The organism is Prosthecobacter debontii (assembly GCF_900167535.1).
GTDB classification, from domain to species: Bacteria; Verrucomicrobiota; Verrucomicrobiia; order Verrucomicrobiales; family Verrucomicrobiaceae; genus Prosthecobacter; species Prosthecobacter debontii.
This window is the reverse complement of sequence record NZ_FUYE01000004.1, coordinates 402,577-428,485: the sequence shown is the minus strand read 5'-3', so window position 1 is coordinate 428,485 and position 25,909 is coordinate 402,577. Positions and strand designations below refer to the sequence as shown.

18 protein-coding genes and 1 tRNA gene are annotated in these 25,909 nt (G+C 54.2%); 8 read left to right on the top strand and 11 right to left on the bottom strand.

The genetic code is table 11. From position 1 onward, the window contains the following. Positions 1–120 precede the first annotated feature (120 nt). Entirely contained in the window at positions 121–1,101 is a 981-nt protein-coding gene (locus tag B5D61_RS08490) for a Gfo/Idh/MocA family protein (protein ID WP_078812899.1), read from the bottom strand. A gap of 162 nt (positions 1,102–1,263) precedes the next feature. On the opposite strand from B5D61_RS08490, the gene B5D61_RS08485 reads away from it, so the two are divergent. Continuing rightward, entirely contained in the window at positions 1,264–1,725 is a 462-nt protein-coding gene (locus tag B5D61_RS08485; protein WP_078812898.1) for a tRNA (cytidine(34)-2'-O)-methyltransferase, read from the top strand. Positions 1,726–1,754: 29 nt separating this feature from the next. On the opposite strand, the gene B5D61_RS08480 is transcribed toward B5D61_RS08485, so the two are convergent. From B5D61_RS08480 to uxaC, 3 genes are all read right to left on the bottom strand, one after another. Continuing rightward, entirely contained in the window at positions 1,755–1,994 is a 240-nt protein-coding gene (locus tag B5D61_RS08480; protein WP_078812951.1) for a CDGSH iron-sulfur domain-containing protein, read from the bottom strand. 16 nt (positions 1,995–2,010) lie between these two features. Next, positions 2,011–3,048: a quinone-dependent dihydroorotate dehydrogenase gene (locus B5D61_RS08475; RefSeq protein ID WP_139373141.1), complete on the bottom strand. Its 1,038-nt coding sequence runs from the start codon at positions 3,046–3,048 to the stop codon at positions 2,011–2,013. Positions 3,049–3,135: 87 nt separating this feature from the next. Continuing rightward, positions 3,136–4,548: a glucuronate isomerase gene (gene uxaC, locus B5D61_RS08470; RefSeq protein ID WP_078812897.1), complete on the bottom strand. Its 1,413-nt coding sequence runs from the start codon at positions 4,546–4,548 to the stop codon at positions 3,136–3,138. Positions 4,549–4,606: 58 nt separating this feature from the next. Here uxaC and B5D61_RS08465 point away from each other — a divergent pair, with 58 nt between their 5' ends. Continuing rightward, positions 4,607–5,710, top strand: a complete 1,104-nt coding sequence (locus B5D61_RS08465; RefSeq protein WP_078812896.1) for an aminopeptidase — start codon at positions 4,607–4,609, stop codon at positions 5,708–5,710. Positions 5,711–5,713: 3 nt separating this feature from the next. Next, a complete protein-coding gene (locus B5D61_RS08460) occupies positions 5,714–6,628 on the top strand; it encodes a peptidylprolyl isomerase (protein ID WP_078812895.1) in 915 nt (304 codons plus the stop codon). Here the strand turns inward: B5D61_RS08460 and B5D61_RS08455 are convergent. Beyond that, a complete protein-coding gene (locus B5D61_RS08455) occupies positions 6,609–7,526 on the bottom strand; it encodes a C-type lectin domain-containing protein (protein WP_176159303.1) in 918 nt (305 codons plus the stop codon). The two genes, B5D61_RS08460 and B5D61_RS08455, sit on opposite strands and share 20 nt — an antisense overlap. A 91-nt stretch (positions 7,527–7,617) precedes the next feature. Continuing rightward, positions 7,618–9,027, bottom strand: a complete 1,410-nt coding sequence (locus tag B5D61_RS08450) for a hypothetical protein (RefSeq protein WP_078812893.1) — start codon at positions 9,025–9,027, stop codon at positions 7,618–7,620. Between the two features lie 136 nt (positions 9,028–9,163). On the opposite strand from B5D61_RS08450, the gene B5D61_RS08445 reads away from it, so the two are divergent. Then, positions 9,164–9,254: transfer RNA gene (locus tag B5D61_RS08445), tRNA-Ser, on the top strand. Positions 9,255–9,350: 96 nt separating this feature from the next. On the opposite strand, the gene B5D61_RS08440 is transcribed toward B5D61_RS08445, so the two are convergent. The 3 genes from B5D61_RS08440 to B5D61_RS08430 form a co-directional block, all read right to left on the bottom strand. Continuing rightward, positions 9,351–10,970 (bottom strand): alginate O-acetyltransferase AlgX-related protein, encoded by a 1,620-nt coding sequence (locus B5D61_RS08440; RefSeq protein ID WP_176159302.1) that lies wholly within the window; start codon positions 10,968–10,970, stop codon positions 9,351–9,353. Positions 10,971–11,144: 174 nt separating this feature from the next. Beyond that, on the bottom strand, positions 11,145–12,470 hold the full coding sequence (locus B5D61_RS08435) for a phosphatase PAP2/dual specificity phosphatase family protein (protein WP_078812891.1): 1,326 nt from the start codon (positions 12,468–12,470) through the stop codon (positions 11,145–11,147). A 4-nt stretch (positions 12,471–12,474) separates the two neighbouring features. Next, positions 12,475–14,184, bottom strand: a complete 1,710-nt coding sequence (locus tag B5D61_RS08430; protein ID WP_078812890.1) for a bifunctional alpha/beta hydrolase/class I SAM-dependent methyltransferase — start codon at positions 14,182–14,184, stop codon at positions 12,475–12,477. 202 nt (positions 14,185–14,386) lie between these two features. On the opposite strand from B5D61_RS08430, the gene B5D61_RS08425 reads away from it, so the two are divergent. Further along, complete coding sequence (locus B5D61_RS08425; RefSeq protein ID WP_078812889.1) at positions 14,387–16,576, top strand: AMP-binding protein; 2,190 nt, start codon at positions 14,387–14,389, stop codon at positions 16,574–16,576. 18 nt (positions 16,577–16,594) lie between these two features. On the opposite strand, the gene B5D61_RS08420 is transcribed toward B5D61_RS08425, so the two are convergent. Then, a complete protein-coding gene (locus tag B5D61_RS08420) occupies positions 16,595–17,890 on the bottom strand; it encodes an FAD-dependent oxidoreductase (RefSeq protein ID WP_078812888.1) in 1,296 nt (431 codons plus the stop codon). Positions 17,891–18,058: 168 nt separating this feature from the next. Continuing rightward, complete coding sequence (locus tag B5D61_RS08415; protein ID WP_176159301.1) at positions 18,059–19,570, bottom strand: glycoside hydrolase family 183 protein; 1,512 nt, start codon at positions 19,568–19,570, stop codon at positions 18,059–18,061. 225 nt (positions 19,571–19,795) lie between these two features. On the opposite strand from B5D61_RS08415, the gene vccA reads away from it, so the two are divergent. From vccA to vccC, 3 genes are all read left to right on the top strand, one after another. Further along, the gene (vccA, locus tag B5D61_RS08410) at positions 19,796–24,142 is read left to right on the top strand and encodes a Verru_Chthon cassette protein A (RefSeq protein WP_078812886.1); all 4,347 of its coding nucleotides are present in this window, start codon (positions 19,796–19,798) and stop codon (positions 24,140–24,142) included. A gap of 74 nt (positions 24,143–24,216) precedes the next feature. Continuing rightward, positions 24,217–24,741: a Verru_Chthon cassette protein B gene (vccB, locus tag B5D61_RS08405; protein WP_078812885.1), complete on the top strand. Its 525-nt coding sequence runs from the start codon at positions 24,217–24,219 to the stop codon at positions 24,739–24,741. Continuing rightward, on the top strand, positions 24,738–25,907 hold the full coding sequence (gene vccC / locus B5D61_RS08400; protein ID WP_078812884.1) for a Verru_Chthon cassette protein C: 1,170 nt from the start codon (positions 24,738–24,740) through the stop codon (positions 25,905–25,907). Before vccB ends, vccC begins: the two co-directional genes overlap by 4 nt. The last annotated feature ends 2 nt before the right edge of the window (positions 25,908–25,909 follow it).

Below are 25,909 nucleotides of genomic sequence, written 5' to 3'. Positions count from 1 at the left end.
ATTGTTGAAAACTATTGTACACACAAAAACGCTCGGCGGCGGCGTTTAGGTGCCCTCCGACCCAGCGTTTTGCAGTGTTCCCGCCCCCCTGTTATGGGAGGCAACGATGCTGAACTTGCGTTATTTTTGAGCCGCAGCTCGCGCTTTGTCCATCACGGATTTCAGCGTGACCTCAGCCCCTCCCTGGCGCTTGCTCTCATCCGCAGCTTCCATGAAGGCATAGATTTCCAGCGTTTCCTCGGGGCTCACAGGAGCTACGCCCGTGCGAAAGAAATGCACGGCAGCAAACAGTAGCGGGTCATACCCATCGTAGCTACCAACCGCGGCCTCACCTTTTTCCCCCACAGCTTTACCGGTATAACCTTTAGCTTCGGTATATGTGCCCGTGCGGCCACCTTCCCAGGTGCCCGTAACCGTAATCTTACCTTCCGCCGTTGTGCCACGCTTGACCGACACACAGCCCGTTCCCATCACGGTGAAAAGACTCTCAACGCCATGAATGCCGTACCAGAAAAGGTCCGGGTGGGTGGCTTCCAACGAGGCGGGACTCGTGGTTTCAGCGCGCATCACTTTGCCGACACTGCCGTTTCGCACCGCCTGGGTGCCTTTGCCAAAGCGCAATGAAGACGAGGAAAAAACCGGCACGCCGGCGGCCTTGGCTTCCTCAAAAATTTTGATGGCATCGGTCAGCGTGCCCGCGATGGGCTTATCGATGAAGACCGGCTTTCCAGCCTCCAGACAGGGCCGGAGTTGTTCGAGGTGAGGGCGACCGTCATTGGTCTCCAGAAACACGACATCCACTTGATCGAGGAGATCTTTGATGCTCGGCACAATAGCCACTCCCATGGCCTTAACCTTTTCCGTGTATTCAGGCACCCGCTTGACACTGCCTTCAATATCTGGCGATCCTTTTGGATAGGCCGCCACCATACGCACCCCCATCACTTCCGGGTCTTGCGGATCCGCGTTCAGGGTTTTCGAAAACGAAAGCACATGGGAGGTATCCAGACCGATGATACCGGCACGGATGTTCTGGGCCTCGAGAGAGGTGGCCGTGAGTGCGGCTGCGGAGAGAAGGAGGGTGAGACGGCGAAGAGTCATGCAAGAGGAGGCTGACATTACGCCCAGGGGACAGGCGACTTTCTCGAAGACGCACATTCGTGACAACTGCACGGAGATCGGTCACAAACACACGGATCAAAGTGCCTGCAGGAGAGGAGGAGGATTGTCAAAACCGTCATCCGGGTGCACAGAAATCTCCGCATGCTGCACATCGTTTTATATCAGCCGGAGATCCCCCACAACACAGGAGCCGTGGGAAGACTCTGTCTCGCCACTGGAGCCCGGCTGCATCTCATCAAACCGCTGGGTTTTAGCCTGGAAGATAAGTATCTCAAACGCAGCGGATTGGATTACTGGGCCGAGGTGGATGTCCATGTCTGGGACGACTGGCAAGCCATGCGTGACCAAGCCTCTACGGAGGCCGAGTTCTTTTATGTGGAAGTCCAGGGCACACGGCCTCATTGGGAGCCGGATTTCTCAGACCCCCACCAGGATCTCTATCTGGTTTTCGGTCCAGAGACCCGCGGCATCCCCCCTTCTCTGATGGCGCTTCAGCCCGACCATGTACTGCGCATCCCCATGCGTGGCACCCGCAGCTTAAACCTCGCCACGGCTGTCGCCATCACCCTATATGAAGCGGTGCGGCAGCAAGGCGGCGTGTGACTGATTTCGCGCCCCACCTTCATAGGGAATCAAACCACTTGGTGGCTACCGTCACAGAAAGGCGGAGTCTGAGTTTGCTTACAATTGCACAACCTCACCTGAGTCGGGAGGCTCAAGGTAAACTTTTTGGGTCCCAATCCCGTCCCCGTGTGTTCACCATCGCAAAAGGGCTGATGGCCACTCAGGCCACACGAACACCACCAATGGTCTCCTGCCTCTAGATTCAAACACGCAGGATGTTTGGCATAGATTTGTGGAGGCTTCGGCATATTCACAGTCTCCACATTATCCCTGCTCCGCTATGGCCCGCACGACGTCATGAACCAGAGCTGGACCTCGAAAAACAAGACCGCTGTAAACCTGCACCAACTGGGCGCCTGCCTGCCTCTTCGCAAGTGCGTCTTGACCGCAGAGGATGCCTCCCACGCCGATAATGGGGGTTTCTTCTTTCAAGAGCATACGCAGAGCTTGAATCACCAGCGTGGAACGATCACGCACTGGCGCACCGCTGAGTCCTCCAGCTTCTTTCTGTAGGGGGTGCCCTGCCACAGATTCTCGGCTGATGGTCGTGTTCGTCGCAATGACACCGTCCACCGACAACTCATTGAAGACACGGGCGAGCGCTTCGATTTGCTGTCCGTCCAAATCGGGAGCGATTTTGACCAAAACAGGCTTCTGATGCCCATACTCACTGGCGAGCTTCGACTGTTCATTTTTGAGGGCACTGAGCAAGGCCCGGATAGAATCCTCAGCCTGAAGATCCCGCAATCCTTTGGTATTGGGGCTCGAAATATTCACCGCGACGTAATCCGCCACCGGATAAGCTTTGCGCAATCCGATGAGGTAATCGTCGACGGCACGTTCATTGGGCGTGTCGAAGTTTTTGCCGATATTGACTCCAACAACAGCCTTGGTCTTGCGGCGAGCCAAGCGTTTCACCGCAGCATCAATCCCGGGATTGTTAAACCCCATGCGATTAATCAATGCGTCATGCTCAGGCAGACGGAATAAACGCGGCTTCGGATTCCCCGGCTGGGGGCGTGGAGTCAGTGTGCCAACCTCAACAAACCCAAAACCCAGCGCTGCCCACGCTTCGACAGCCGAAGCGGATTTGTCCATGCCAGCGGCCAAACCCAACCCATTGGGAAACTTCAATCCCAGACACTCCACTGGCATCTGCGGCAGCTTTTCCTGCCCCGCAGTCAGCATGCCTAGACCATGAGCGACTCGCATCATGCGGGTGGTCCATTCATGTGCCTTTTCCGCATCCATGCGAAAGAGCCAGGGTTTGAGCAACGGATAGAGATTGGCGATGAGGGACATGCAGTTTCCAAAAAGCATGCCCATGCCAGGTGTCAAGGCATGGGCATGCAAGAATAAGTGCTTTCAGAGGTGGATCGACCGCGCCGATCAGCTCACGGGAAGCTGTAGGTAGGCCTTGGCATTGGCGTAGCAGATGTTTTTCACCATCTTGCCCACCAGTTCATCGTCATCTGGAATCAATCCAGCCTCGACATCGCTGCCGAGCAAATTGCACAAGGTGCGACGGAAATACTCGTGGCGAGGGAAGGACATGAAGCTGCGACTATCAGTCAACATGCCGATGAAACGGCTGAGCAGGCCCAGATTGCTGAGCGCATTGATCTGCCATTCCATCCCTTCTTTCTGGTCCACGAACCACCAGCCAGAGCCGAACTGCACTTTCCCAGGTGTTGTCCCATCCGCAAAGTTTCCGGCCATGGTGCCGAAGACATAGTTGTCTGCGGGATTGACGTTATACAGCACCGTTTTCGGTAAAGCATTCTCGGTATCGAGTGCGTCCAAGAAGCGACTGAGAGCCTCAGCCTGAGGAAAGTCGCCGATGCTATCGCAGCCCACGTCGGCACCCACTTTTTTGGCCAAGCGGGTGTTGTTATTGCGCACAGGCCCCAGGTGGAGTTGCATGGTCCAGCCTTTTTGGGCATTCAACCGCCCCACATGCATCATGATGTGCGTGCCAAAGGCTTCCACATCTTCAGGATAAAGCCTCTTGGTGCGGTGACTCCGACAACGTTCAAAGATGCGAGTCGCCGTAGCCTCTGTGGAAAAGTGAGCATGACAACGATTGAGGCCGTGGTCGCTCAGACGGCAGCCGACATCATGAAACTGTTGGTGGCTTTTCTCCAGCGCTTGAAGCAAGGCACCGAAATTATTGATGTCTGTATTCGTGGTGGCCGCCAATTTATCACACCAGGCATTCCAAGTTTCTGAATTGCTAAGGGCAATGGCTTTATCCGGACGGAAAGTGGGATAGACTCCAACTTCGAATCCGTCAGCGGCACAGGCTTTGTGCCAAGCCAAATCATCGCTCGGATCGTCCGTGGTGCAGAGAGCACGCACTTTCTGAGTTTTTAAAATGCCACGCGTGCTCATTTCCGGCTTCGCCAGAGCAGCCTCCGTTTGCTCCCAGATAGCCTCGGCCGTTTTTTCATTCAGCAGCGTATCGATTCCAAAGTAACGCTTCAGTTCCAAGTGGGTCCAGTGATACAGCGGATTACGCACCGTATGCGGCACCGTTTTGGCCCAAGCTATAAACTTCTCTTTTGGCGTGGCGCTGCCCGTGATGAGTTCTTCAGGAATTCCATTGCAGCGCATAGCACGCCACTTGTAGTGATCACCTTCTAACCAAATCTCATGGAGGTTTTTGAACTGCCGATTTTCTGCGATATCCTTTGGGGGCAGATGATTGTGATAATCAAGGATAGGCTCCTCCTTGGCGAACGTATGAAACAGGCGGCTCGCAGTCTTAGTGGACAGCAGGAAGTCGTCGTGAATGAAGGACATGGTTGAGGGGGGATGGATGGTTTGAAAAAACTTCCGGGTTGGTAGCGCGGAAATTTACATGCATCGTGACGCGATGGCGCATAAAGGCAACAAATTAGACACGTGGATACGCAGGTTAATTCTCGTTAGCTGCTATTTTCTATCTTCCTGTTCCACGGTGGGATTTTACTCGCAGGCGTTCAAGGGACAGTTGGAAATCATGCGGAAAGCACGACCCGTGCCTGCGGTGATGATGGATCCCAAGACAAAGCCTTTGCTGAAGCAAAAGCTCGCTATCACCCGCGACATTTTGGCCTACGCTGAAACCCATCTAGGCCTCCCCGCGAAAGGGCAATATGAACGATACTCCAACCTTGGACGTCGCTACGTGGTCTGGGTCATATTTGCGGCCCCTGAGTTCAGCGTCGAAGCCAAGCGCTGGTGGTATCCTCTCGTGGGGAGTGTCAAATACCGCGGCTTTTTCAGAGAAGACTTAGCCCTGGCTGAATCCGCTAAGCTCAAAGAAGACGGACTTGATGTCTATGTGGCAGGGGTGGAGGCCTATTCGACTCTTGGCTACCTCAAAGATCCTCTGTTAAACACCTTCATTGGCCGCGATGACGCCGACCTTGCTGAACTGATTTTTCATGAACTCACCCATCAACGCATCTATCTGAATGGCGATACAGATTTCAATGAAGCCCTAGCCACGGCCGTAGGCCGAGAAGGCACTCGCCGCTGGCTCAAGGCTCATGGTAGGATGGATGAACTGGAGGAGTATGAGCGGGAAACCCGATTGGAGACGGAGTTTGTCCACGAACTCTTACGCACACGCCAGGAACTGAAGAATTTGTATGCTGACCAGAAGATCACCGATGAAAAACGTCGGCAAATCAAACAAGAAACCTTCACGCGATTACGATCTCGCCTTGAGCAGTTCAATCGACGTCAGGGCGGTACACTAAAGTTGGATCGCTGGTTTAAAACTCCAGTCAACAACGCACGCCTCAACACGGCTGCCGCCTATCATGACTTGGTCCCAGCGTTTGAAAAAGTGCTGAAAGAGTGTGGAGGTGATCTGGAAGCATTTTTAAAACAGATGGAGGGAATGCGTGCCATGCCACCTCGAGTGAGAAGATCTCAACTCAAGCTCGCAGTTCCGAGCCCCGTTCCTGCGCACTGATCCATGAAAGCCTGGATACTGCCGTTTACTCTCGCCTGTTTAGCGCTTCTAGCTTGGCGGTATCGCCACGATATGCGGGAGCAACTTCTCGATAAATCAGTTACGTTATCGATCGATGAGCTTCATCCAACGGCCATCGGCCTTGCGTTTCGACAAGGAGAATCTCCTTCCACGCCACTGGTGAGTGCGACTCTGCGGGCTCAACAAGCGATCCGCGAAGCTCGAATCCACGACACTGCCTTTCACGCCGATGTCAGCCTGCGTCTGAAGGAGGAGTGGCAACTTTGGCAGCGGCAATGGGAGAACGATGAGGAACGCCGCACCCGTCTTGCCAACCAGCAATTGAACGAGTCCAAACTCGAAAGCTCTATTCGCGAAAAACTTCTCGATGAAGCTTGGTTGGAGGATCAGCTCGCCACCTTCTCTCATCCGACTGAAGCTGACCTCGCTGAGGCATACAATCCGCCGCACCTCCGTGAACAGTGGCGCATTCCTCATGCATGGAGAGTGGCTCACCTTTTCGTAGCCCAAAATGGATCATCGAGGCAAGATCGCTCCCAACTGATTGAAAACCTTCATCAGAAGCTTCTCCAAGGCGAGCCATGGGCGACTCTTGTCGAAGCCTATTCGGACGATTCTCGATCCAAAACTCGAGCGGGAGAGCTCGGTTGGATGACCGAGAAACGAATGCCTCCAGAGTTTTTGGCAGCCCTTAAAACATTGAAAATAGGCAGCACAAGTTCGCCAATTAAAACTCGACTGGGGTGGCACCTCATCAGGCTTTTAGACGACCATTCAGATCGGTATGCCCACCTCGCAGAGATACGCCAGGAATTGGCGAGTCAACTTGCATCCATAAAGCGACAGGAACGCATTAGCGAATGGATGGCCGTCCGCTTTACCTCCACTCGCAAATGAATCCTGGACGATGCCCATCCGCCGTTTTGGGCTGATCTGACCAAGTTTTATTGAGACTGGCATTTTTGGATCTCACAATCACCACCAGATAGTGTTCTGCCAATTGCTTATTGTTAGGCTGATAACGCCCCCAATTCGTGTAGGTCATGGGCCTGCCGTCCACCCAGACCCACTGGCCTTCCTTGACTTTATCCGTGGCCCCCAGCCAGTAAGCATCTCGTTTGCCCATCATCGCCATCTGGATGATCTGGCTATTCTCGGCTGCACTGGAGACCGTAGCCAACTGTCCCCCCATCTCCACGCACTTCTCCTGCGCTTGAGTCCAGCTCACTACGGAATCAAAAGTCTTATAATATTTACCCTGAAAAAAGACCGCATCTGCCGGACGGCGTGACGAAGACTGAGCCGCTGCCGGTGGTGCTGTTCTAATGGCCATAGCTTTCGCTTTTTCGACCTGACGGTTCACCACCAAAGCCTCATCCAACAATCCACGTTTGGTATAACTCGTAACCAGCGCTTCCAAGGCGGTGATATAACGCTCATGCAGCGGCTGAGTGGCACCCATCAGTTCTTTTTGATACTGATCACGCGCAGCTTTGAGTTCAGGAAGATTTTCCCCAAACGAGGTTGTTCTGCCGGTCGCCTTGACGGATTCCAACTCTTTATTCACGGCCAAGGAGGCTTCCAAGTTACCTGCTCGGGTCGTCGTATCGAGCAAACCGCCGAGGGTGACTAAATAGCGCTCTAGCACTGGGGTTTTAGCTCGATTCAATCCCGCCTCATACTGATTGTTCAATGTCACCAACTCGGAAGGCCCTGCGTCTTCCGCCATCACGGAAAGGCTCAGGATAAACCCCAGACGACAAATGACAGTGGATAAAGTATGGGAGATCTTCATAACAAGACCCCAGTAGTTACCGAAAGCGTTGCCAGGAGTTACACAGGACGCCACCTTTTCAAAAACTCTCTGATTAAACGCCACGAGCTTCCTACAGTGCCCCCCACGGGGATGTCTGTAAAACCACGGGGGGAACAAGCGAGCGCCATCGCTCATCGCCACATTGAATCATCTGGCGCACATCGGCACTGGTTTGGAAGATCTGTCCATCGACACCCGTGGGGATTTCCTGCACACAGCCGGTTTCAAAGAGATAGTCCAACAGATGACGCTGCTCTTTGGTCACTCGAGACTGACGCGCCGTGCGGATCTGCCCCGTCATCGGATCCCCTGCCGGGTAAACGTACAGTCGCACCTGATTCCGAAACAAGCGGCCAAAGGCTTCCATCAGTCCCCCCTCAAGATCCACATACCAGCGCTCATTGAAGAGTTCCTCAAAAAGGGGCAACCCCAAAATAATCCCGATTGGTTCACGGGTATGTCGGGCAAAAAAATGACTTAGCCGATGGAACTCTGCATATTTGGAAATCAGAACATTTTTCCCCAGCGACTGAAGCACGCTGGCACGGGCCAAAAAGTTATCATACTCCATGGCGCAGTCCTTGTGACAAAGGAGATTGTGCATGGTGATTTCCAGGATCTCGATGTGAGTATCTGCCTCCTCGCCAAAGTCGTTCCGAAAAGCCTGCCTCCCCTGCTCTAACATGTCCAGATTGACCCGTGTAATGGGATCAAAGCTGCCGCGATTCAGGAGCACGGGCCGCTTATAGAGGATGTCCGAAGCCTGCCAAATCTCGCCATTAGCCCCGAAAAGAGCCGCGTCTGCCAGATCACTTCTCACCAACTCCAGGGCCACGAGTCGATCTTGAAAGGTCGGTCCCTCAAAGGCCGGGCCGCTGAAGTCCACCATATCGATCTCGACACGCCAGCGAGAGAGTTCATCCATCAGACTGAGCAGGAAGGTCGGCAAATGATCCCTCAGAAGATAAGCGCCATAAAGAAGATTCACCCCTAAGATACCTAGCGCCTCGGCTTGCCGAGCATTGGTCGCATCCAACAAACGAACATGGAGTTGAATATCATTGGGCGGCCCCTGGGGTTCAGTCTGGAAGCGCAAGCCCATCCACGCATGACACTCTTCATTCGTATCACGATATCCCTTCGCCCGGACTGTATCTGCCAGAGCAAAAAAGGTGGTCTTTTCCCCTCGCTGCTCGCCAAGACGATCCAACACAATCTGGTACTCATGATCCAGCATCGATACCATCCGCTGGCGAGACACATAGCGGGCACTCTTGCCATAGATCTCGTCACTGAAAGTCATATCGTAGGCAGACATCGTCTTAGCCACAGTCCCTGAGGCCCCACCTGCTCGGAAAAACCAATCTGCGATCTCCTGGCCTGCTCCGATTTCAGCGAATGTGCCATACACACGATGGGCCAAGTTGAGCTTCAAAGCCTTTTCTAAGGTGCCGGGACGAGCGATCACAGTTCCATTCATACCCCTAGGCTACGCAGAAGAACCAGCCTGGGAAATGACGATTCTGTTTTATGAACTAAACTGAATCTTTTGCGTTGACGTCAGGGCAGATACCGCGCTAATAGTCACACCCACCCGCACTGCGGGACACAATTTTGGTGAGATGGCTGAGTGGTCGAAAGCACATCTTTGCTAAAGATGCGTAGCCTTATCCGCTACCGAGGGTTCGAATCCCTCTCTCACCGCCACTTCTTTTTAAGAGTCAGTAGGACTTCTCTGACCTAACGACGTCACATTCAAGCGCCGGACCGTTGCGGTTATTATGCGACAGAAGGTGATGGAAATTAAAGATCACCTGCCTGGATCACGCAGATGACAAGTTTTCCATCAAAAGATGGCATGCTCGTTCGAAAAAGCTTGTCGATATCTGCAGTCAGAACGGCTCGACCTAGAAGGGCTGCAAGTTGAATGGGAAAACCCGCAAAAGAGTCCGATGTCTCGGGAGGGAAGCTGAGCTGAGAATCATCATACACTCGGATCAGTTCTTCCCCACAGACCACCACCGGGGAAGGCTCGGCATCTGTGAGTCCGCTCAAGCTCACTAAGTGGGTAGTCTCTGGAACCCACCATGAGTCAGGAGTCGATGGCCGCAAAGACTGTGCGAGGTCACCGATCGCATGTCGTTCGATAAAAAAGGCATCAACGAGGGGAGTTTGATCCTTAATGACTTGGGGATAGTGTTCTCGAATATGCCTGGCAAGTTGGACAACCATCTCTTTCATCGCCTCCCAGCGCCAATGTGAATCCTGTCGAAAGTGCAAGGGACGGCGCTGTCGGGATAGCCAGAGCTTCGAGGTCAAATCCAAAACATCCACACCCGCCTCCTTGAGTGAATGAAGCGCGGCATGATAACCCGGTGGATAAATCGGTCCTCGATACGAGGCGGGCAGCACGAACTCGGGCTGGAGCATGATTTTATCGGGCACAGGCAAGACCAACAAATGAACGCCTTGTGCTTGCAGCTTTGGCAGCAGCTTGAGCAAGGTTTCAGTCTGCCGGACTTGCGTCGGCCGTTGAACAAAACGATCCAGCTCCTTTTGTGGGTAAAGCCAGCCCTGAGCTCCAATATAAACCTCTGAATTTCCATCTGAATACAGGCGACCTAATACGTGCTTACCCATCTCCTGAAATGAATCCGGTATCATTGGCAAGAGAGGTAGCGTGGCGATAACCCCTACCCCACACAGCCCACCTCCAACGATCTTAATGCCGATACGCGAGCGAACACTCCGATTCCCAAACCATTCTGGGCTCGGTAACAGCATCAAGGCACCGCCTAACGATAAAAGCCAACACACGCGAGAAGTGGAGAGGCGGGCCTCCAACATTAACGAGTAAAGATTGTCGGCAGGGGGCAAAAAAAGCGTCTGCCATTGGCTCCAAGCGACTTTCAGCCCTTCACTGTAGAGCAGAGGCAGGCCCAGAACGAAGGTCAGCATGACGATCACGACCTTGATTCCTTGGGGGATGCGGTGCTGCCAAAAAGCCGATCGACCTAACCATAAATCCAACATCAAGAACATCGATTGAACAATTAGCCACACTCCCATCACGGAATGGAACCCTGCCCAGAGTCCCACGCTAAGTAGAAACCAAGTGCAACGAATCCAACCGACGCTTAGCGCCATCCCCTGCTGTCCGACTTCAGCGCGCGTTCCCCAGCGCTGCCAGAAGTCCGCCCATCCTGCTGCCCCGAACGGCCTGTCCAGTAGCGAGGGCAAGCTTCGACCCGTGCCCCAAGATAAAGCCACGAAGAAGTCGCTCGCTCCAGAAACACTGAGACCGAAAGCGAGGCCAAAAGAAAGCATGCCCACCCCAACGGACCAAGCGCTGGTCGCTTCTGGCAGGGCGAGCTGGCACAATCTGAATGTCTTGTAAATCTCGACGGCGAGCCAAAACTTCATCCCGGCCCATCCTATACAAGACAAAGCGGCCCATGAATCTCGCGAACAACGGGAGCCTGAGAACACACGGCTGCCGCCAGCCATCCAAAGGGGGACGACGAAGAAAACGGGAATAAGGCCGACCAGCATTTCAATCACAGGAGATTGATGTTTTGATGCGCAGCCATTCGGTTTTCAACTCAAAACCGGCGCTCGGCCAGGAGCGGTCATGTAAGCTTCCAGTTCATGCAGTGCTCTGACCACCTCTGGACGAATGATCATGCCTGGCCGCGCCTCTTGCATCTGGCGGATCGCAGCTTCCGTGGTGCCACCGCTTTGAAGTAACCATGCGCCGATGGCCGCAGCCGTGCGTGAATAACCAGCCTTACAAAAGACAAAGACGATGCCTTCCTTGCGCACACGCTCGATGTGTTCGGCAAGAGTGAGCAACTGCTGTCGCGTCGGTGCAGTGAGGTCCGCCACGGGAAAGTTACGATACCCCGGCTGGACCAGAAAGGCTTCGGGGGCATCAAATTCCGCGGTCAAGTCCACCATGTCCGTGACACCTGCCTCGATCAGTTCCACGGCCGTTTTTTCATCCGGCAAAGACCCCATCCAAACATGAGAGGTCAGCTTGTTATACTCGGGAGATTGGCGGCGATACCACCACCAGGACGTCTCCTGCCCCAAGAGCCACGGAGCCATCAGCCACTGAGTCACGCGAGGCAGACGCCCTCGAGTCTTTTGGAGCACACGGGCCCCTTGGCCAAAGTAGGCCGCAGCCGCTGTTCCGCAGGCTGCCGCAGGCCAAGCCAAGGCCAACGTCCACGGAGGTGCCAGGCGGCAGGCGAACAGAAGAACCGCAGTGGCAGCCAAGTAATAACCTCCGACTCGGCGATTACCATTCAAGCGGCCATCCCCCTTCGGGGCGACATGAAACACCACGGCAGCCAAAAGAAAGCCGCCGAGCACATCCACCAGATGATGCTGCCAAGTCAGGAGTGTGGACAGACCGATGAGGCTGAACCAAACATGCAACAAGGAACGCATCACCCCGCGTGAATGCTGAGCATAATGAACCGCCATGATCGTGCGCAGGACGATGTGCAAGCTGGGGAAGAGATTGTGCGGAGCATCCATGCTCTGAATCGCACGGAACCAGGGCTCCCACATCCCGGTGACCTGAGGGCGAGTCCAGGCCAACTCAAGCGGAATGATCAGGAAGCACACACCCGCAATGACATTGGCCGCCACTAGGCGTCGTTTCAGCAGGGAGAGTTCCTGCCGGTCGGAGCATAGAAAGGGAGCAACGACAAAAAAGGCATCCAAAGACCAATAAGGAAGAATCATCCAATCCCACACGGGAATCCAGCGCTCCCAACCAAATGCGGCCGTCTGGACATCTGGCCGCAGGGATGTGAGCCAGTTGCACACGTTATAGATCACCAAGAAGCAAAGGCTGGTAAGCGCACTGACCTGAGCAGCTTGAAGAAACGTGGGGCGGGACGGCGGCGGGGACATGAGATTACTGCTTCCGTGCCACGCTGATGGTGAAGATGCCCGCTGGGTCAATCTCCTGACGTTCCTTCACAAAACCCGCCGCTCGAACCAAGTCATCCATTTCCTCCTGTGTGCGTCGCCTCATAATCCAGGGCTTACCTTCGCGATTGCTGAGAACATGGGCAATAAATTTCAGTTGAGGATGCCAAGGTTGATTGGTGTAAACGAGCTGAGCACCGGCTGGCATCGCGTCAGCAAGGCCCTGCAGTGACCTTTGGATCGGCGCGTTGTCATTGAACAGCTCATACAATCCCGACACGACAGCCACGGAGGGGCTCGGATTCAATGCCTCAAGGGATGCCCGATCAAAAGCATCCGCTGACACAAATTTCACCCGGTCTTTCAGCTCAAGTGCCTCAGCGGTCGCCTGCGCCGTGTCGAGATTGGGCTGCTGGTAATCCCTCAAAGTCGCCGTCGCGTTCAACTCCGGATGGTCATGCAGCATCTGCAGGACGTAGCGTCCGCCGCCGCAGGCGATGTCCACTAGATGAGGATTGGGGCCAGCCTGAGCCAGGACTTCAGCCAAAACCTTTTGCAGCATCTGCCCTCGCCAGCGGATCCCTGTCCAGCCCGGGCTGTCCAAGTAGGCCTTGTCCATCAACCAACCGACGAGGAAACGACCGGAAGGCTTGTTCCGATAAACATAATCCAGGGTGCGGCCTGAATCGAATCCAGCCTGCCAGCCCAGAGCGATGCCTCGGCTCAAACGCCCCACACTGCCAAAAACTCGGCGGCTCAGCCGCGAGGATAAACAGTCCCGAGTGGCCGCCAATTCATCCCTTTCCGTCCGAGTGTGGCCGCGCAGGTCCGCATCTAAAAGAGGCGCAGGTGCAGGAGGCGGCGTATCGAACAGACGTTGGGCAAAGGCCCGCACTTTACGGAAGACCACCTCGCGCTGAGCCTCGTGAAAGATGGCGTGGTAGAAACCATGCAGGGTGTGAAATTCTTTATCCGAGGAGCCTAACCGCTCAAAGAAAGCGCGTTGGGGGCCTGTGTGCACCACCCAATCCTGCCCGGCACTGAAGACCAACGTCGGCACGCGAATGGCAGCAGCATCCGCCACTACGCGTCTGGCAGTGGCGTAAAGGTCGAGCAGAATATTGACGGAGATCTCTCGAAAGATGGCCTTGTCCTCATTGTAAGCCCGCTGCTGATCGGGATCATGAGTCAAGACGCGGGATTTGACATAGCTCTTCACGACACCGCCTGGCAGCAGCTTTTCCTTCAGGGAGAGCAGAGGCAGCGCCAGAGGCACATACAGCTTCACATCAAAGGCGGGCGTGCCGAGCACCAGCCCACGGAGACGCGGCGCATAGTCATGAACCCAGGCCGACGCCACGACAGCGCCAACACTGTGAGCCACCAGCACGGTCGATTCGCGCGGAATTGCGTAGGTTTTTTCGATGTGCTGAAAAAATGACTCCAGGTCTCGGATGATCACCCCCAGATTATCCGCCCCTCCTCGCTTCCCCGTGGACTGTCCATGACCACGTTGATCCCAAGCAAAAATGGCCGTATCAGGCAAGTCCAGGGACCCAGCGAGCTCTTGCATGCGGCCCGAGTGTTCGTGACCCCGATGAAGAATCACAATGGCGTGCTTCGCTTGGTAGAAAGGTAACCACGCCCGGTAGAAGAGTTCAGTGCCATCGTGAGATGGGAACGTGTGCGTGGTCATGGCCCAAGATGGAGTGGGTGAAGGTATCATGGCAAGCTGGATTGTATTTTACAGGCCAAAGGGCCTTTGTGACGAATCCTGCGAAAAATCCGGTGCTAAAGGATCAGAAAATGTTTTCAGAACTTCGGATGATCCTTTTACCGCTGGAAATGCGCATACATCATCGCTTACTCTGAATTGCCATTTTCTTCCTCATACTGCCATGTCCTCGGAAAAGCCCGTCTCTCTCAAAAACCTTACCCTGCTGGGGAAAGAACATCTGCCAGCCCATGACGGTTGCATGATCCTGCCCAATCGGCTGGGTTACATGGATTTGATGCGTGTGGAGACCTTGTTGGAAGGACGCAGGATTGTCTATCTCATTGAGGAAGGAGCTGTGCTTCAACCGCTTCTCAAAGTTCACCTGGAGCAGGAGAATATTCACGTCCTGGTCATCTCATCCCAGATCACAGATCCGGCCATTTACCAAAAGGCCGTGGCTGAAGAGATTCAAAAAGAGGCGGTCATCATATACCTGCCGGCGGAATCTGCTGCTCTCACCACACCTCTCACGACGGTCCCCGGCGCCAAGCTGGAGTTTCTCCTCAAGGCCGCCTGCCCCGTCCTGCCGCTGTACGTGCAATACATGACGGAGGTCGCCTTGGACATTGAGGACTCCTATGACGACGACACCGTCATCATGGCGTTTGGCAAACTGCTCACAGGGGCAGATGTCAATCTCCCCACTTACCAGGAATCCCTTTTTACCCTCTCAGAGGCCGCATTCAGTGAGCACCCTGCTCTGGGCATGCATCTGGCTTATGCCTTGCTGCTGGGGCTCAAACGCCATGGCTCACGCAATAAAGTGGTGGATGGGAAAGACGATAAGGAAATGGGCTATGACCGTGTTTTAGCCATTGCCATCACCCTCTCGAAAGTGATCAAGGCCGAAACCAACCAAAAGCGCGTGGGCATCATCCTGCCGCCTGGGCTCGGCGGACTCATTGCCAACGTCGCTGTCTTACTCGCTGGAAAAATCCCCGTGAACATCAACTTCACCGCCGGGCGGTCTTCCGTAGAGTTTGCCATGAAAGCGGCCGGACTGGACCGCTACATCACCGCCGATATCTTTGTTCGCAAAATGCAGGCGTTCCCGTGGCCTCCGATGAAGCAGCTCATTTTGATCGAGCGCATCCTGCCTCGTCTCAAATCTCAAATCGGTCTGTGGCTCGCTGTCAGCAAAATTCTCCCCGCCTCGCTCTTGGCCACCATCCTCGGAGTGCCCAAAAAAGGCGGCGATACCGAAGCCGTCTTGCTTTTCACCAGTGGCAGCTCTGGGAATCCTAAAGGCGTTCCGCTTACCCATCGCAACGTGCTGGCCAACGTGGTTCAGTTCAGCAGCCGTCTGGCACTGAAATCAAACGACTCCATTTTGGGGAGCCTGCCTCTTTTCCACAGCTTTGGCAGCACCGTGACCCTCTGGTATCCCATCATCAGCGGTCTGGATTTGATCACCTACCCGAGCCCGCTGGAAACCAAAAAGCTCGGTGAACTCATTGAGAAGCACCGCATTTCATTGATGATCGCCACCCCCACTTTCCTTCGAGGGTATCTGCGTGGGGTCAATCGCGAGGCCCTCACTTCCCTGAAGATCGTCGTCACAGGCGCAGAAAAACTGCCACCCACCGTGGCCGCAGCCTTTGAACAACGCTTCGGCAAAAAGGTTTTTGAGGGCTATGGACTGACGGAGACTTCCCCGGTCTCCAATGTCAATCTCCCTGATCCCATCCCGCTGGGGGGGGAGGGCAGCGGGCACGGATGGCTTCCCAGCCATCGTCCCGGAAGTGTGGGCCAACTCATCCCTGGGCTGGCGGTGCGCATCACGCATGCTGAAACCAATGAACCCCAGTCTCTGCACACCAGCGGCATGATCTGGTTCAAGGGAGCCAATGTGTTTGACGGTTATCTGAATGATCCCAAACGCACCGCCGAGGTCATTGATGCGAACGGCTGGTTCCGCACAGGCGACATCGGTCGGGTGGATGTTGATGGGTTCCTCTACATTGAGGGACGTCTCAGCCGCTTCTCCAAAATCGGCGGTGAAATGGTGCCTCACGAGACCGTCGAGGAGGCCTTGATCAAGGCCATGGGGCTGGAGAATGAAAGCTCTCGCAAAATCGCGGTCGTTGGCGTTCCTGATGCAGATAAAGGTGAGGCACTGATCCTTCTCACCGCCATCCCCGGCGGTCCAGAGCATCAAGAGATCCTAGACCTGCGTTACCGCTTGTTAGAAAAGGGTCTGCCACCCCTGTGGATTCCTAAGAAGATGATCCGTGTCTCCGACATCCCCATCCTTTCTTCGGGCAAGCTGGATGTGCAGAGCTGCGAGAAGATTGCTAAAGCTGGAGCCTGACCTTAAAAGCTCTATCTCTTAGGGCAGAGCCAAGTCCAAGGTGCGTTGCACTTGGATGGCGCTGCCATTCCAGGACGTCACCACAGGATAGACCTGCACGGTGGTGGCGAGGCTGACACGCCCCGGCACGAGGACTTCAGGCGGGCGTTTTTTGAGATAACCTCGAGTGTAGATAGGTTCGACGAATGGAGCCCGGAATACATAGTCTGCCTCAACATCGTTGGGGCTAAGATCGGGAAAAAGATGTTGGAGGGCAGCCAGCCATTCCTTTTTAAGGTCTGCATCGGATGCCAGATAACGAGGATCTGTCCTGTGCAAATATTTGGTCAGGTAAACAACATGTCGGCCCGTTCCTCGATCCTCCTCGTCGGTGAGTGTCGAGGTCTCAATCACTCCATCGAAGGGGTAGCGGGTCTCTGGGGTGGCCAGCCAGTAGTGGGGAGTCAGAGGCCGACGCAGGAAAAGCACATGGTTGATGACGCCCTGAAAATCAATGTTCCAATGAGGCACAGTCGCTTGCTGGCGGAGTTTGTCTCCCACGCAATGACGAATGACTGGCCAGGGAAGAGTTAACACCAGATGATCTGCCTGTAGCCGAACTTGGGCGGTTTGGATGAAGGGCCTCCCCTCCTCATCCAAGTCCACCTGTTGGATGGATTCTTGCATGCGGAGCGTGACGCCCAGTTCGGTAAGTCGCTGGCGAAAGGCATCGGTGATTCGTTTGTAGCCGCCACGGATGTAGCCTTTGACCTCTCCCTTGCTCTCCCCCTTCTCACGGTTAAAACGCGTCCAAAACCAGAGGGCTGGCACATCATCGTAGGAGTCGCCAAACTTAGCTTCCAGCATGGGCTGCCAAAAGGTGCCAAAGGCCCGGCGTCCTGAGAGCCCGCGCAGCCATTCAGCCGTGGAGATATCATCCAGCCCCTTTGCAGAACAGACCCGTCCCCAGGCACCGGTGAAACCCACGCGCAGGCGATCCAAGAAAGGAAGAGGACGGAATGCCAGAAGATCCTTGGGGGTATTCAGCGGATAAATGGCCCTCTGGTGCGCATAGGCAAACGAACTCGGTTTCCAGTAAATCTCCGAGGTCAGGCCCAATGACTCTAGCACCTGAAGCAAAGGTCCATCGCTCGGCAGCATGCAGTGGTAAAAGCGCTCAAACGTGCGGCCTTCATGCTGAAAGAAAGTGCCTAGGCCTCCGAGCTGATCTGAGCCCTCAATCAAGGTGACACGATGACCACGTTCTGCTAGCCGCAGGGCACTGATAAGACCGGAGATGCCGCCACCGAGGACAGCGAAGTGAGAGGAGGACATGCAGGATAAATCGGAGGCGAAACAACCAAATTGGCCCCCTTCAAGGCGTGACCTTGTAAGGTCAGTAGCCTGGAGCGGGTGTTGATTATGGAAAATATAAAGCTGAGACGCAAGAGATTCCACTGCGCTTTTGCATCTGTAGTGTCCCCTAAATGTGGGGATAGTAGTTCACTCGTGGCAAGCCGCTAAACGCGGATCTGCAAGATCCAGCCGATACATAAGCTGGTTATAATCATAGCGCGGTGTCGGCACCGGATTACCGGAAAAAGTCTCCGTGTATGTCCCCTCGAAATAGACGATGCGTCCGCCCTGCTGGTCGAAGAATGGATGCTGACGCGGATTGTAGAAGGAATAGCGCGGATGGCTGGCAATCTTGACAGCTTTTTTCCAGGGGCCTTCAGGAGCAATGGATTCTGCATACCATACCTCACCGAGTTGGGAGACAGTGCCTCCCGATTGCGTGGCGATCATGATCCATCGTTGCCGATAATCATTCCATTGGACGCTTGATCGGTGAATGATCACGGGTTTTCCGGAGTCGGCGTCATTAACTTGAAAACAAGCCTGATCTCCACGTATGTGTCCAGAGCGAACCAACTGGGCCTCCTTCTGCTGCGTAAGTGGGGGTTGGGCACTCTGCCAAACAAACGTTTTTTCCCCTTCTGACCATGCCAAGGCCTCATAGGCTGATGGAGTCAGTACGCTATCGTAATCTGCGCGAACTCGCAGCACAGGAAAAGACTCCGTGAAATAGAAGTAGCTGCCCTCTGGCCTTTCGACTCTCATGGCGTTTCCCTCAGGGTGTTGCCAGACCTGAGGTTCCAGCTTCTTGACAGCGCGGAAATGCCCGAGGGACTCGTCAAATTCAGTGAGGCCGTGTTCCACGCGTTTGGTTAGGCTTTTAAAGCGTCCGTAGTGCCCGACAAGATGCTCGTTCCCGCGTTCATCAGTCACGTTCAGCAGACCAAAGATCCAGATCATGCCAGGCTGCTCCGAAGGCATCATCGGCCTTAGTTTTCCGTCAGGCATTTTTAAATAATCCAAGGCGACTCCGTCTTGAGGTGCTAAGCCTCCTTGCATTGGGAGTTGGGACCATGCGCAGGTGCTGCGGAAGTTTCCCAGCGGGTAATGCGGGACATTTGTGTCACCCCAAAGCCAAAAGAGACGTCCACGCCACGGCACCACTTGTACACTGTCTTGTCCCAGCACTAAGTTGGGCGCTGTTTGACTGGCATGAGGTAATGCCAAGGATTGACCTAACAAAAGAGAATCACGGTATATCCCTTGTCCAGTGATGCGATACAATCGCTCGGCTATGTTGTCTCTTCTGACCTTCAGCTCGACCGTTTGACCTAGCTGGGGTTTGAGCCGTACACCAGCATAACCAAACCCATCTTTAGGGACCGAGTAGCCGGGGCTTTGCAGGTAAAGAAACACGTCAGTGTTCATCAGGCCGGGCTCGTGGAAGGCTATCCATCCGTTGCTGTCGGTCACCCACGATTGGTGATTGACTGAAGTAAGCGTGATCAAAGGAACCCCTCGCCCTGTTTCCTGATCCACGATGTGAATGCCGAAGTAATTGACCCCTTCAGGCTGTGCTGAAGCTGACGATAGCATCAGCCAGAAGACCAGACAGCAGCCGGAGATGATGGGATTGAGCGCCTTCGTGTTCATACTCATGGTTTCATCATCTGATGGGTGCGATAGCGCTTCAAGATCAAGAATACATCAAGACGAGTTTGAGAGAAAGATCGGTGTTCGGCGGCATGGAACCTTTCAAACACCGATAAATTTAAATTCATACTAGACAGAAAGGAATAAGGCGGTATTTAATATCATACTCATATAGTATGAAATAGCCGATCCGACCACGGAAGGCGGGTTTCTCCTCAACCCCACTTCCGCATGAATTTTCACGTCTATCGCCATTCTATTGGCCGTCCTCACCAGGGGATAGCTCTAGTCACGATGCTCTCCGTGGTAGCTCTGATGACCGTGCTCATCGTAGCCATGTTATCCATTTCGCAAACCGAGCTCAAGTCGGCCAAAGTGCATGCCGATGGCCAGCAGGCCAAGCAACTGGCGGAGGTGGCTGTCAATGTCGTCATCTCGCAACTTCGTAAGGCAACGACTCAAAATACAAACGTGAGTGGCTTGGAGGCCTGGACTTCTCAGCCTGGTGTGGTGCGTCGCCACTCGACGAATGGCCAAGTTCAAACGGCCTATAAGTTGTATTCCAGCCCAGAGCTGATCTTACGCTCAGTCGGTCAGATCGAGCGGCAGCTTCTCGAAGACGATGTCCCTCCAGACTGGCAGACAAATCCGCATCGTTATGTCGATCTGAATCGCCCTACAGTGCGCATCACCGCACAGGGGCAACCGCTGCTACTCTTTCCTATTCTGGACCCCAGAGCGCAGGCCGGCAGCCAAACCGTGGAGGGCTTTTCGTATGGGGAGCAAACCTCGGCAGGACAAAAAATCAGCGGCGTGCGGACTACCGGTGGTGACACTCAGAGAGTGCCGATGCCAGTGGAATGGCTGTATGTGCTCAAAGATGGCACCCTAGGCTCTCTCAATGAATTCAATCACTTCGTGGGGCCGAAACCTGCCACTGCGGATAATCCCATCACCGGACGCATTGCTTTCTGGACGGATGATGAGGCGTCTAAAGTGAATATCAATACCGCTTCAGAACCCACCCCCTGGGCCATGCCCACCTTTTTTTATGATCAAGATGCGGGTTACGCTCGCTACCAACCCGTGGCGGGTGAGTTTCAGCGTTATCCAGGACATCCGGCCAGTACGGCGCTTAGCCCGATTCTTTTTCCTGGGCAAACTCTGACCGTGGGCCAAAAGGAGTCCATCTATGAACTCGCGCCTAAGGTGGGGCCTGGAGGCAGCCGGGCTGGAACACGCTCTTATAGCGATCCTGAAATCGAGGCCGTGGCATTGACTCGCTATCGTCGTGAGCGGCTGTATGCGAGCCTGGATGAATTGCTACTTGCCGAGGATCGTCAGCGAAATGTTTTGGCAGGAGAAGCTCTGGAACCAGAAAGAATTCAGCGTTCGGGTTTCTTCCTGACAGCGCACAGTCGAGCTCCTGAAGCCAATCCGTTCGGAATGCCCAAGATTGCGGTTTGGCCAGTCAGCTATCGGGGAGCGGCTTACCGAACAGCGTTCGATCAGCTCATCGCTCACTGCGCCACACTCCGCACCGCGAGTGGGAAACGCAGCTACATCTTTCAGCGGGGCTGGGCCGACTCAACGACGCAGGACATCACTCAGGAGGACAACAGCATTCTTTTAGCCAGTCTCATGGATCAATGGGCGAAACCCATTCCAGGATTTGCTTCCTCCGCAGGTCAAAGCTTTCAGACCAAATACGGTCAAGACACCGCACAAATCTTGGTGGAAATCTTTGACTATATTCGGGCCGTCAACTTGCATGATGGCAATCTAATCAAACCGGAAGATCGCATCAATGGCGATGGAAATGCGCAAAACTTCATGTTAGGTTATGCGCCAGGATCCGCTCGCCCTACCTCTTTCAAGACCTTCACGGACCCTCGTTTTTTTGGTTCTGCTACAGAAGACGACGATCCCGATGCCAGCGATGGATTGAAAGAAAAATTGGGATTTCCAGGGCATGGCCAAGTAACGCCTTCTCAATGGAACTACCAAGGACGCCATGTGCAGGGTATCGGACGATTTCCAACCATCACGGAGGTGGGGTTGCACTTCATTTGCGCCGCGGATAACACGAATGATCCTAACAATCCATTGGCCGAAGTTTATCCCCACATCGGTAAGCCTGGAGGTGGCAGTGCGGAGAAGGGACAGCTAGGCATCAATCCGCCCACAAGCCCAACAGACCGCTGGTATTCCAATTTTCCGCCTCGGCCAAAGCCCAACCCGGCAGCAGGCGAAAAAGCCAATTTAAATGCCTATCCTCTGACCAACGGTTTCCCTTATGGCCCAGAGAAAACGCATCCGGGCTATCAACGTGAAAACTGGAATCATCAGCTCGAAGCAAACACTCCGTTGCGGCCAGGTTATCGACGTGTGCAAGCCAGATTACTGCTGGAGTTCTTCGTTCCTGGGGCTGGATATACCTTGTTGGAGCCGGATGTCACCGTGAAGGTTTCGGGCTTAGCTTCTTTTCGTGTGAATGGGCAAAGCCTTTTCCCCAAAGACGAAGAATTTTTTTACACAGGCAGACGTGCGACTCACCCCGGAGCTCAGATGCAAGGGGGCTATGGTATCGGCTTGAAAGGACTACTTCGTGGCCGCGAGGTTCCTGCGCGTGCTCCCATGCCCGCTGATGCCAACTGGGGAAAGCCCGAATGGATTGTAAAACCCGCCGAGCAGAATGATGAACACCGCTGCGTCCTGAATTATGATCTGATCAGCAACTACGTGGACATTAACGTCGGAGCGAATGGAGAACTCCCAATGGAACTTCAAAGTGTGCAAACTGGCAATCCGGTGATCCTGACTGTGGAGATCTATTCAGGTCATGTCGGACGCTCTGTCACCGTCGAGGAAACTCCAGCTCAGCTGGTTCAGGTGCTACAGCCTGCATTTCCTGCTGCAAGTCTTAAACCGCCAACATTGGTCCGCACTGCGGCTCGGCCTGTGGGTGCCGATCTAGGACGGGAGCCTCCCGCTTGGTGGACTTTCAATAGCCGAGGTGCCGTGGGTATCAGTCAGAGGGACTCCTTGATTGGGCGTGATAAATTGGGCCCCAACTCGACCGCCTATCTACGCGGTCGCCTGTTCCGGCATAACTTGGCCCCGAGCGTCGCCAACAAGCATACGATGGGGGCTTTCTTTTTCGGGTTCGATCCCGCCGTCGCAGGTGCTCCCCGTCTCTTTCGCACTCAAAATAATGCCAATACCCAGGTCAAGATCGATGAAGCGGAGGAGTTGGAAGGCAGTGATGTGGTGCAAACCGTGATGATCCGGCATGGAGACTATCGTCTGACAGCGGCCAAGATGACGGTGCCAAGTGAGGATTGGTCTCCTCACCGTTACTATGGCAAGCAACGCCTAGCTCATAGCTTCACCAACTTTGTAAGCAATCAGCTGCCAGGTTACGATTATGGTGGCAATACCGATTTTGACAAACGGCTGGTGCCTAACAAACAAGGGGCTGGTTATGCCAACCATCGTATCCCTGACCTACCCTACAATACAGAGGCCTCGGTGAAAGCTCAGCGATATGGCGACTTTGATAACGGTCCAGGTCCTCATCGCGATGGGCCTTACATCAATAAACCGGATGAAGGCAATCTAAACATCGTCGCGGGAGACAAGGGCATCGCTTACTTCAGTGAAAGCAGCCAACACCGCACCACAGAACAAGACTTTTATTCCCCGAATCGGATGATGCCTTCACCTGTGATGTTTGGCTCACTGCCCACGAGCGTCAAAGCGGGGGATCCCTGGCGGACCTTACTCTTCAGACCTCAGCGAGGTCATCCTGGCGGCCCGAGCCGCTCAGGCGGCACTAGCCCGGCGGATCATTTGCTGTTGGAGTTTTTTTGGATGCCTGTGGTCGAGCCTTACGCCATTAGTGAACCTTTCTCCACCGCTGGGAAAGTAAATCTGAACTATCAGATCTTGCCTTTTACCCATATTCGTCGGGCGACTGGGATGCATTCGGTGCTGAAAGGCGAGGTGATCCATGCGGTGCCTAATGAAGATGCGCCTAACTACAAAGTCTTTCCCGATTCCACGAATCAAAACGGATTTTGGGGGCAAGCACAGGCTAAACAATGGCACTACAAGATTGATGCGGAAAAAACACTGGTTCAATTCGACGAGCGTTTCGCTCAAGGGCGCGTTTTTATCAGTCCAAGCGAAATCTGCGAGATTCATCTAGTGCCTCAAGCGGCTCCTGGTGTGAGCAGTCATGAGCAAATGGAGTCCTTCTGGGCAGATCATCGTCTAACCGGTGATAACACCCGTGAACGCCCCTATGCTGGCATCTATCCTCGTGTCACAACCCGCTCGAACACCTTCCTCATTCATTACATTTCGCAGACAATTCAAAAAGCTCGGTCAACTCATGCAGACCAAGTTTCAGATCTCGACAAAGTAACGGGTGAATTTCGTGGTTCCACGCTCATCGAACGGCACCTGGACCCAACTCAAGCGGGGTTGCCTGACTTCGCGACAAATGCTGCAGGCCGCACACTCGATCATTACCACGAATTTCGAATTCTTCAGACTCAACGGTTTGGCTTTTAGCGGTCGTCAGCCCGCTGAAGCAAGGTTCTGCGTCTTCGATAGGTCTCTCTCAAACTCTGCACTTGCCTTCCCCAATGAAAATCAAACTTCCTCTTCAAAAAATTCGTCGATCAGGTTTCTCGCTCGCTGAAGTCACCATCGCAACAGGTATAACCGCATTGGCTTTATCCACCTTGTTAGGCATTATTCCGGAAGGGCTAAAGAACATCCGAGATGCCGGCGGATTGGCCGCAGAAACTCGCATCACGTCTCACTTGCTTGGAGTCGTCAGCCAAGCTGAGTGGGAAACCCATACGGGGGAGGATCTGCTAAGCTCCTCCTTTCATGAAAAGCGCTATTTTTTCGACGACCAAGGAATCGCGATCGAAGGGGGTGACCCCGGGCTGGATCTGGCCTACGTCGCTGAGGTGAAAATCCCTCGCTCGGATGTGAATCTTTCAGCGGATGTCACCGCTGCAGAAGATGACGCCATCGATCCTTATCTGCGTCGAGTGACTGTCAAAGTGGCTAATACAGGCAGCAAGAACTTCAACTTTGATCGGGTGTTACCGATGGCCTATCGCCAGCATACCACGCTGATCGCCCGCACTGGCAAATGATCTCCATGCATCATCAGCTTTCAATTGCCGCTGGGGAAAAAGCCATTTCACGGGTCCAGCGTAGGCGTGAGAATCTCTCGACAAGATATGGTTTCACTCTGGTGGAATTACTCGTGTCAATGGGAGTGCTCTCGATCTTAATGCTCGTGGCTATGACGGCCTTAGAGACAACCCAACGTTCGTGGCGGGAGACAAAGAGTAAAGTGGACCAGTTCCGCGAAGCGAGGATTGCTTTTGAAACGATCACTCGAAATCTCTCGCAAGCCACGCTCAATACCTACTGGGATTATTTCTATGCTGAAACTCAGTCTAACCAACCCCCATCTGACGTGAGTGTATCCCCGGCTGGCTACGTGCGCCAGTCGGAGTTGGATTTTCAGATCTTACCTGCAGTCGAGTTGACACCTGGGGGCGATGTTTCCCACAAACCCGGGCACGCTCTTTTTTTTCAAGCTCCTTTAGGGTTGAGTCAATCTTACCGTGGACTGGGACATCTGTTAAACGCACGTGGTTACTACGTGCACTTCGAGAGCAATGTAGAACGGCGGCCTGCTTTTCTGCCTGGGGGAGTCATTCCGGTAAAACATCGCTACCGCTTGATGGAGTATCGCCCCCCCGCGGAAAGAGTGGCTCAACAGGGAGATGATCTGCTGGGTAACGCCGTTTACACTCAACGTCACTGGTATCAGCAAAATCTGGAAGCGGTCTCACGCCCGATCGCAGACAACATCCTGCTTCTGCTGTTCTCAGCTCAAGTGCCATCGGACACGCTGTCTCCGGAGTCGGGCCGGAAAGCTTACTGGATTGCACCTGGATACCGCTACAATTCTCGAGATGTCGAGAATCAGACCCCCGATGTAGAAAGTCCTGTGGTGCGTACAGATGGCAGCATTCATCAGGGGACACAGCATCTATTGCCCCCTCAGGTGCGAGTGACCTTGGTGGCTGGAGAGGAGGACTCCACACGCCAGTGGTTAGGCCGCGGTGGCGATGCTGAGGCACTGGCCCTCAGTCAACTCGCTGAAGCTCCTTTCGAAGATGCTCAGCATTATGAAAGAGATCTGGATCGCCTGAAGCAGTATCTCAATCGGCAGCGGGTAAATTATCGGGTCTTTACCACCACCATCACTCTCCGCAATGCGGCATGGGACAGCAGCACTTACTGACC

What these genes read in the sequence shown, in the direction of transcription:
- B5D61_RS08490 (WP_078812899.1), bottom strand. Translation starts at nt 1,101, where the DNA reads ATGACTCTTCGCCGTCTCACCCTCCTTCTCTCCGCAGCCGCACTCACG.
- B5D61_RS08485 (WP_078812898.1), top strand. Translation starts at nt 1,264, where the DNA reads ATGCTGCACATCGTTTTATATCAGCCGGAGATCCCCCACAACACAGGA.
- B5D61_RS08480 (WP_078812951.1), bottom strand. Translation starts at nt 1,994, where the DNA reads ATGCCGAAGCCTCCACAAATCTATGCCAAACATCCTGCGTGTTTGAAT.
- B5D61_RS08475 (WP_139373141.1), bottom strand. Translation starts at nt 3,048, where the DNA reads ATGTCCCTCATCGCCAATCTCTATCCGTTGCTCAAACCCTGGCTCTTT.
- uxaC (WP_078812897.1), bottom strand. Translation starts at nt 4,548, where the DNA reads ATGTCCTTCATTCACGACGACTTCCTGCTGTCCACTAAGACTGCGAGC.
- B5D61_RS08465 (WP_078812896.1), top strand. Translation starts at nt 4,607, where the DNA reads ATGCATCGTGACGCGATGGCGCATAAAGGCAACAAATTAGACACGTGG.
- B5D61_RS08460 (WP_078812895.1), top strand. Translation starts at nt 5,714, where the DNA reads ATGAAAGCCTGGATACTGCCGTTTACTCTCGCCTGTTTAGCGCTTCTA.
- B5D61_RS08455 (WP_176159303.1), bottom strand. Translation starts at nt 7,526, where the DNA reads ATGAAGATCTCCCATACTTTATCCACTGTCATTTGTCGTCTGGGGTTT.
- B5D61_RS08450 (WP_078812893.1), bottom strand. Translation starts at nt 9,027, where the DNA reads ATGAATGGAACTGTGATCGCTCGTCCCGGCACCTTAGAAAAGGCTTTG.
- B5D61_RS08440 (WP_176159302.1), bottom strand. Translation starts at nt 10,970, where the DNA reads ATGAAGTTTTGGCTCGCCGTCGAGATTTACAAGACATTCAGATTGTGC.
- B5D61_RS08435 (WP_078812891.1), bottom strand. Translation starts at nt 12,470, where the DNA reads ATGTCCCCGCCGCCGTCCCGCCCCACGTTTCTTCAAGCTGCTCAGGTC.
- B5D61_RS08430 (WP_078812890.1), bottom strand. Translation starts at nt 14,184, where the DNA reads ATGACCACGCACACGTTCCCATCTCACGATGGCACTGAACTCTTCTAC.
- B5D61_RS08425 (WP_078812889.1), top strand. Translation starts at nt 14,387, where the DNA reads ATGTCCTCGGAAAAGCCCGTCTCTCTCAAAAACCTTACCCTGCTGGGG.
- B5D61_RS08420 (WP_078812888.1), bottom strand. Translation starts at nt 17,890, where the DNA reads ATGTCCTCCTCTCACTTCGCTGTCCTCGGTGGCGGCATCTCCGGTCTT.
- B5D61_RS08415 (WP_176159301.1), bottom strand. Translation starts at nt 19,570, where the DNA reads ATGAGTATGAACACGAAGGCGCTCAATCCCATCATCTCCGGCTGCTGT.
- vccA (WP_078812886.1), top strand. Translation starts at nt 19,796, where the DNA reads ATGAATTTTCACGTCTATCGCCATTCTATTGGCCGTCCTCACCAGGGG.
- vccB (WP_078812885.1), top strand. Translation starts at nt 24,217, where the DNA reads ATGAAAATCAAACTTCCTCTTCAAAAAATTCGTCGATCAGGTTTCTCG.
- vccC (WP_078812884.1), top strand. Translation starts at nt 24,738, where the DNA reads ATGATCTCCATGCATCATCAGCTTTCAATTGCCGCTGGGGAAAAAGCC.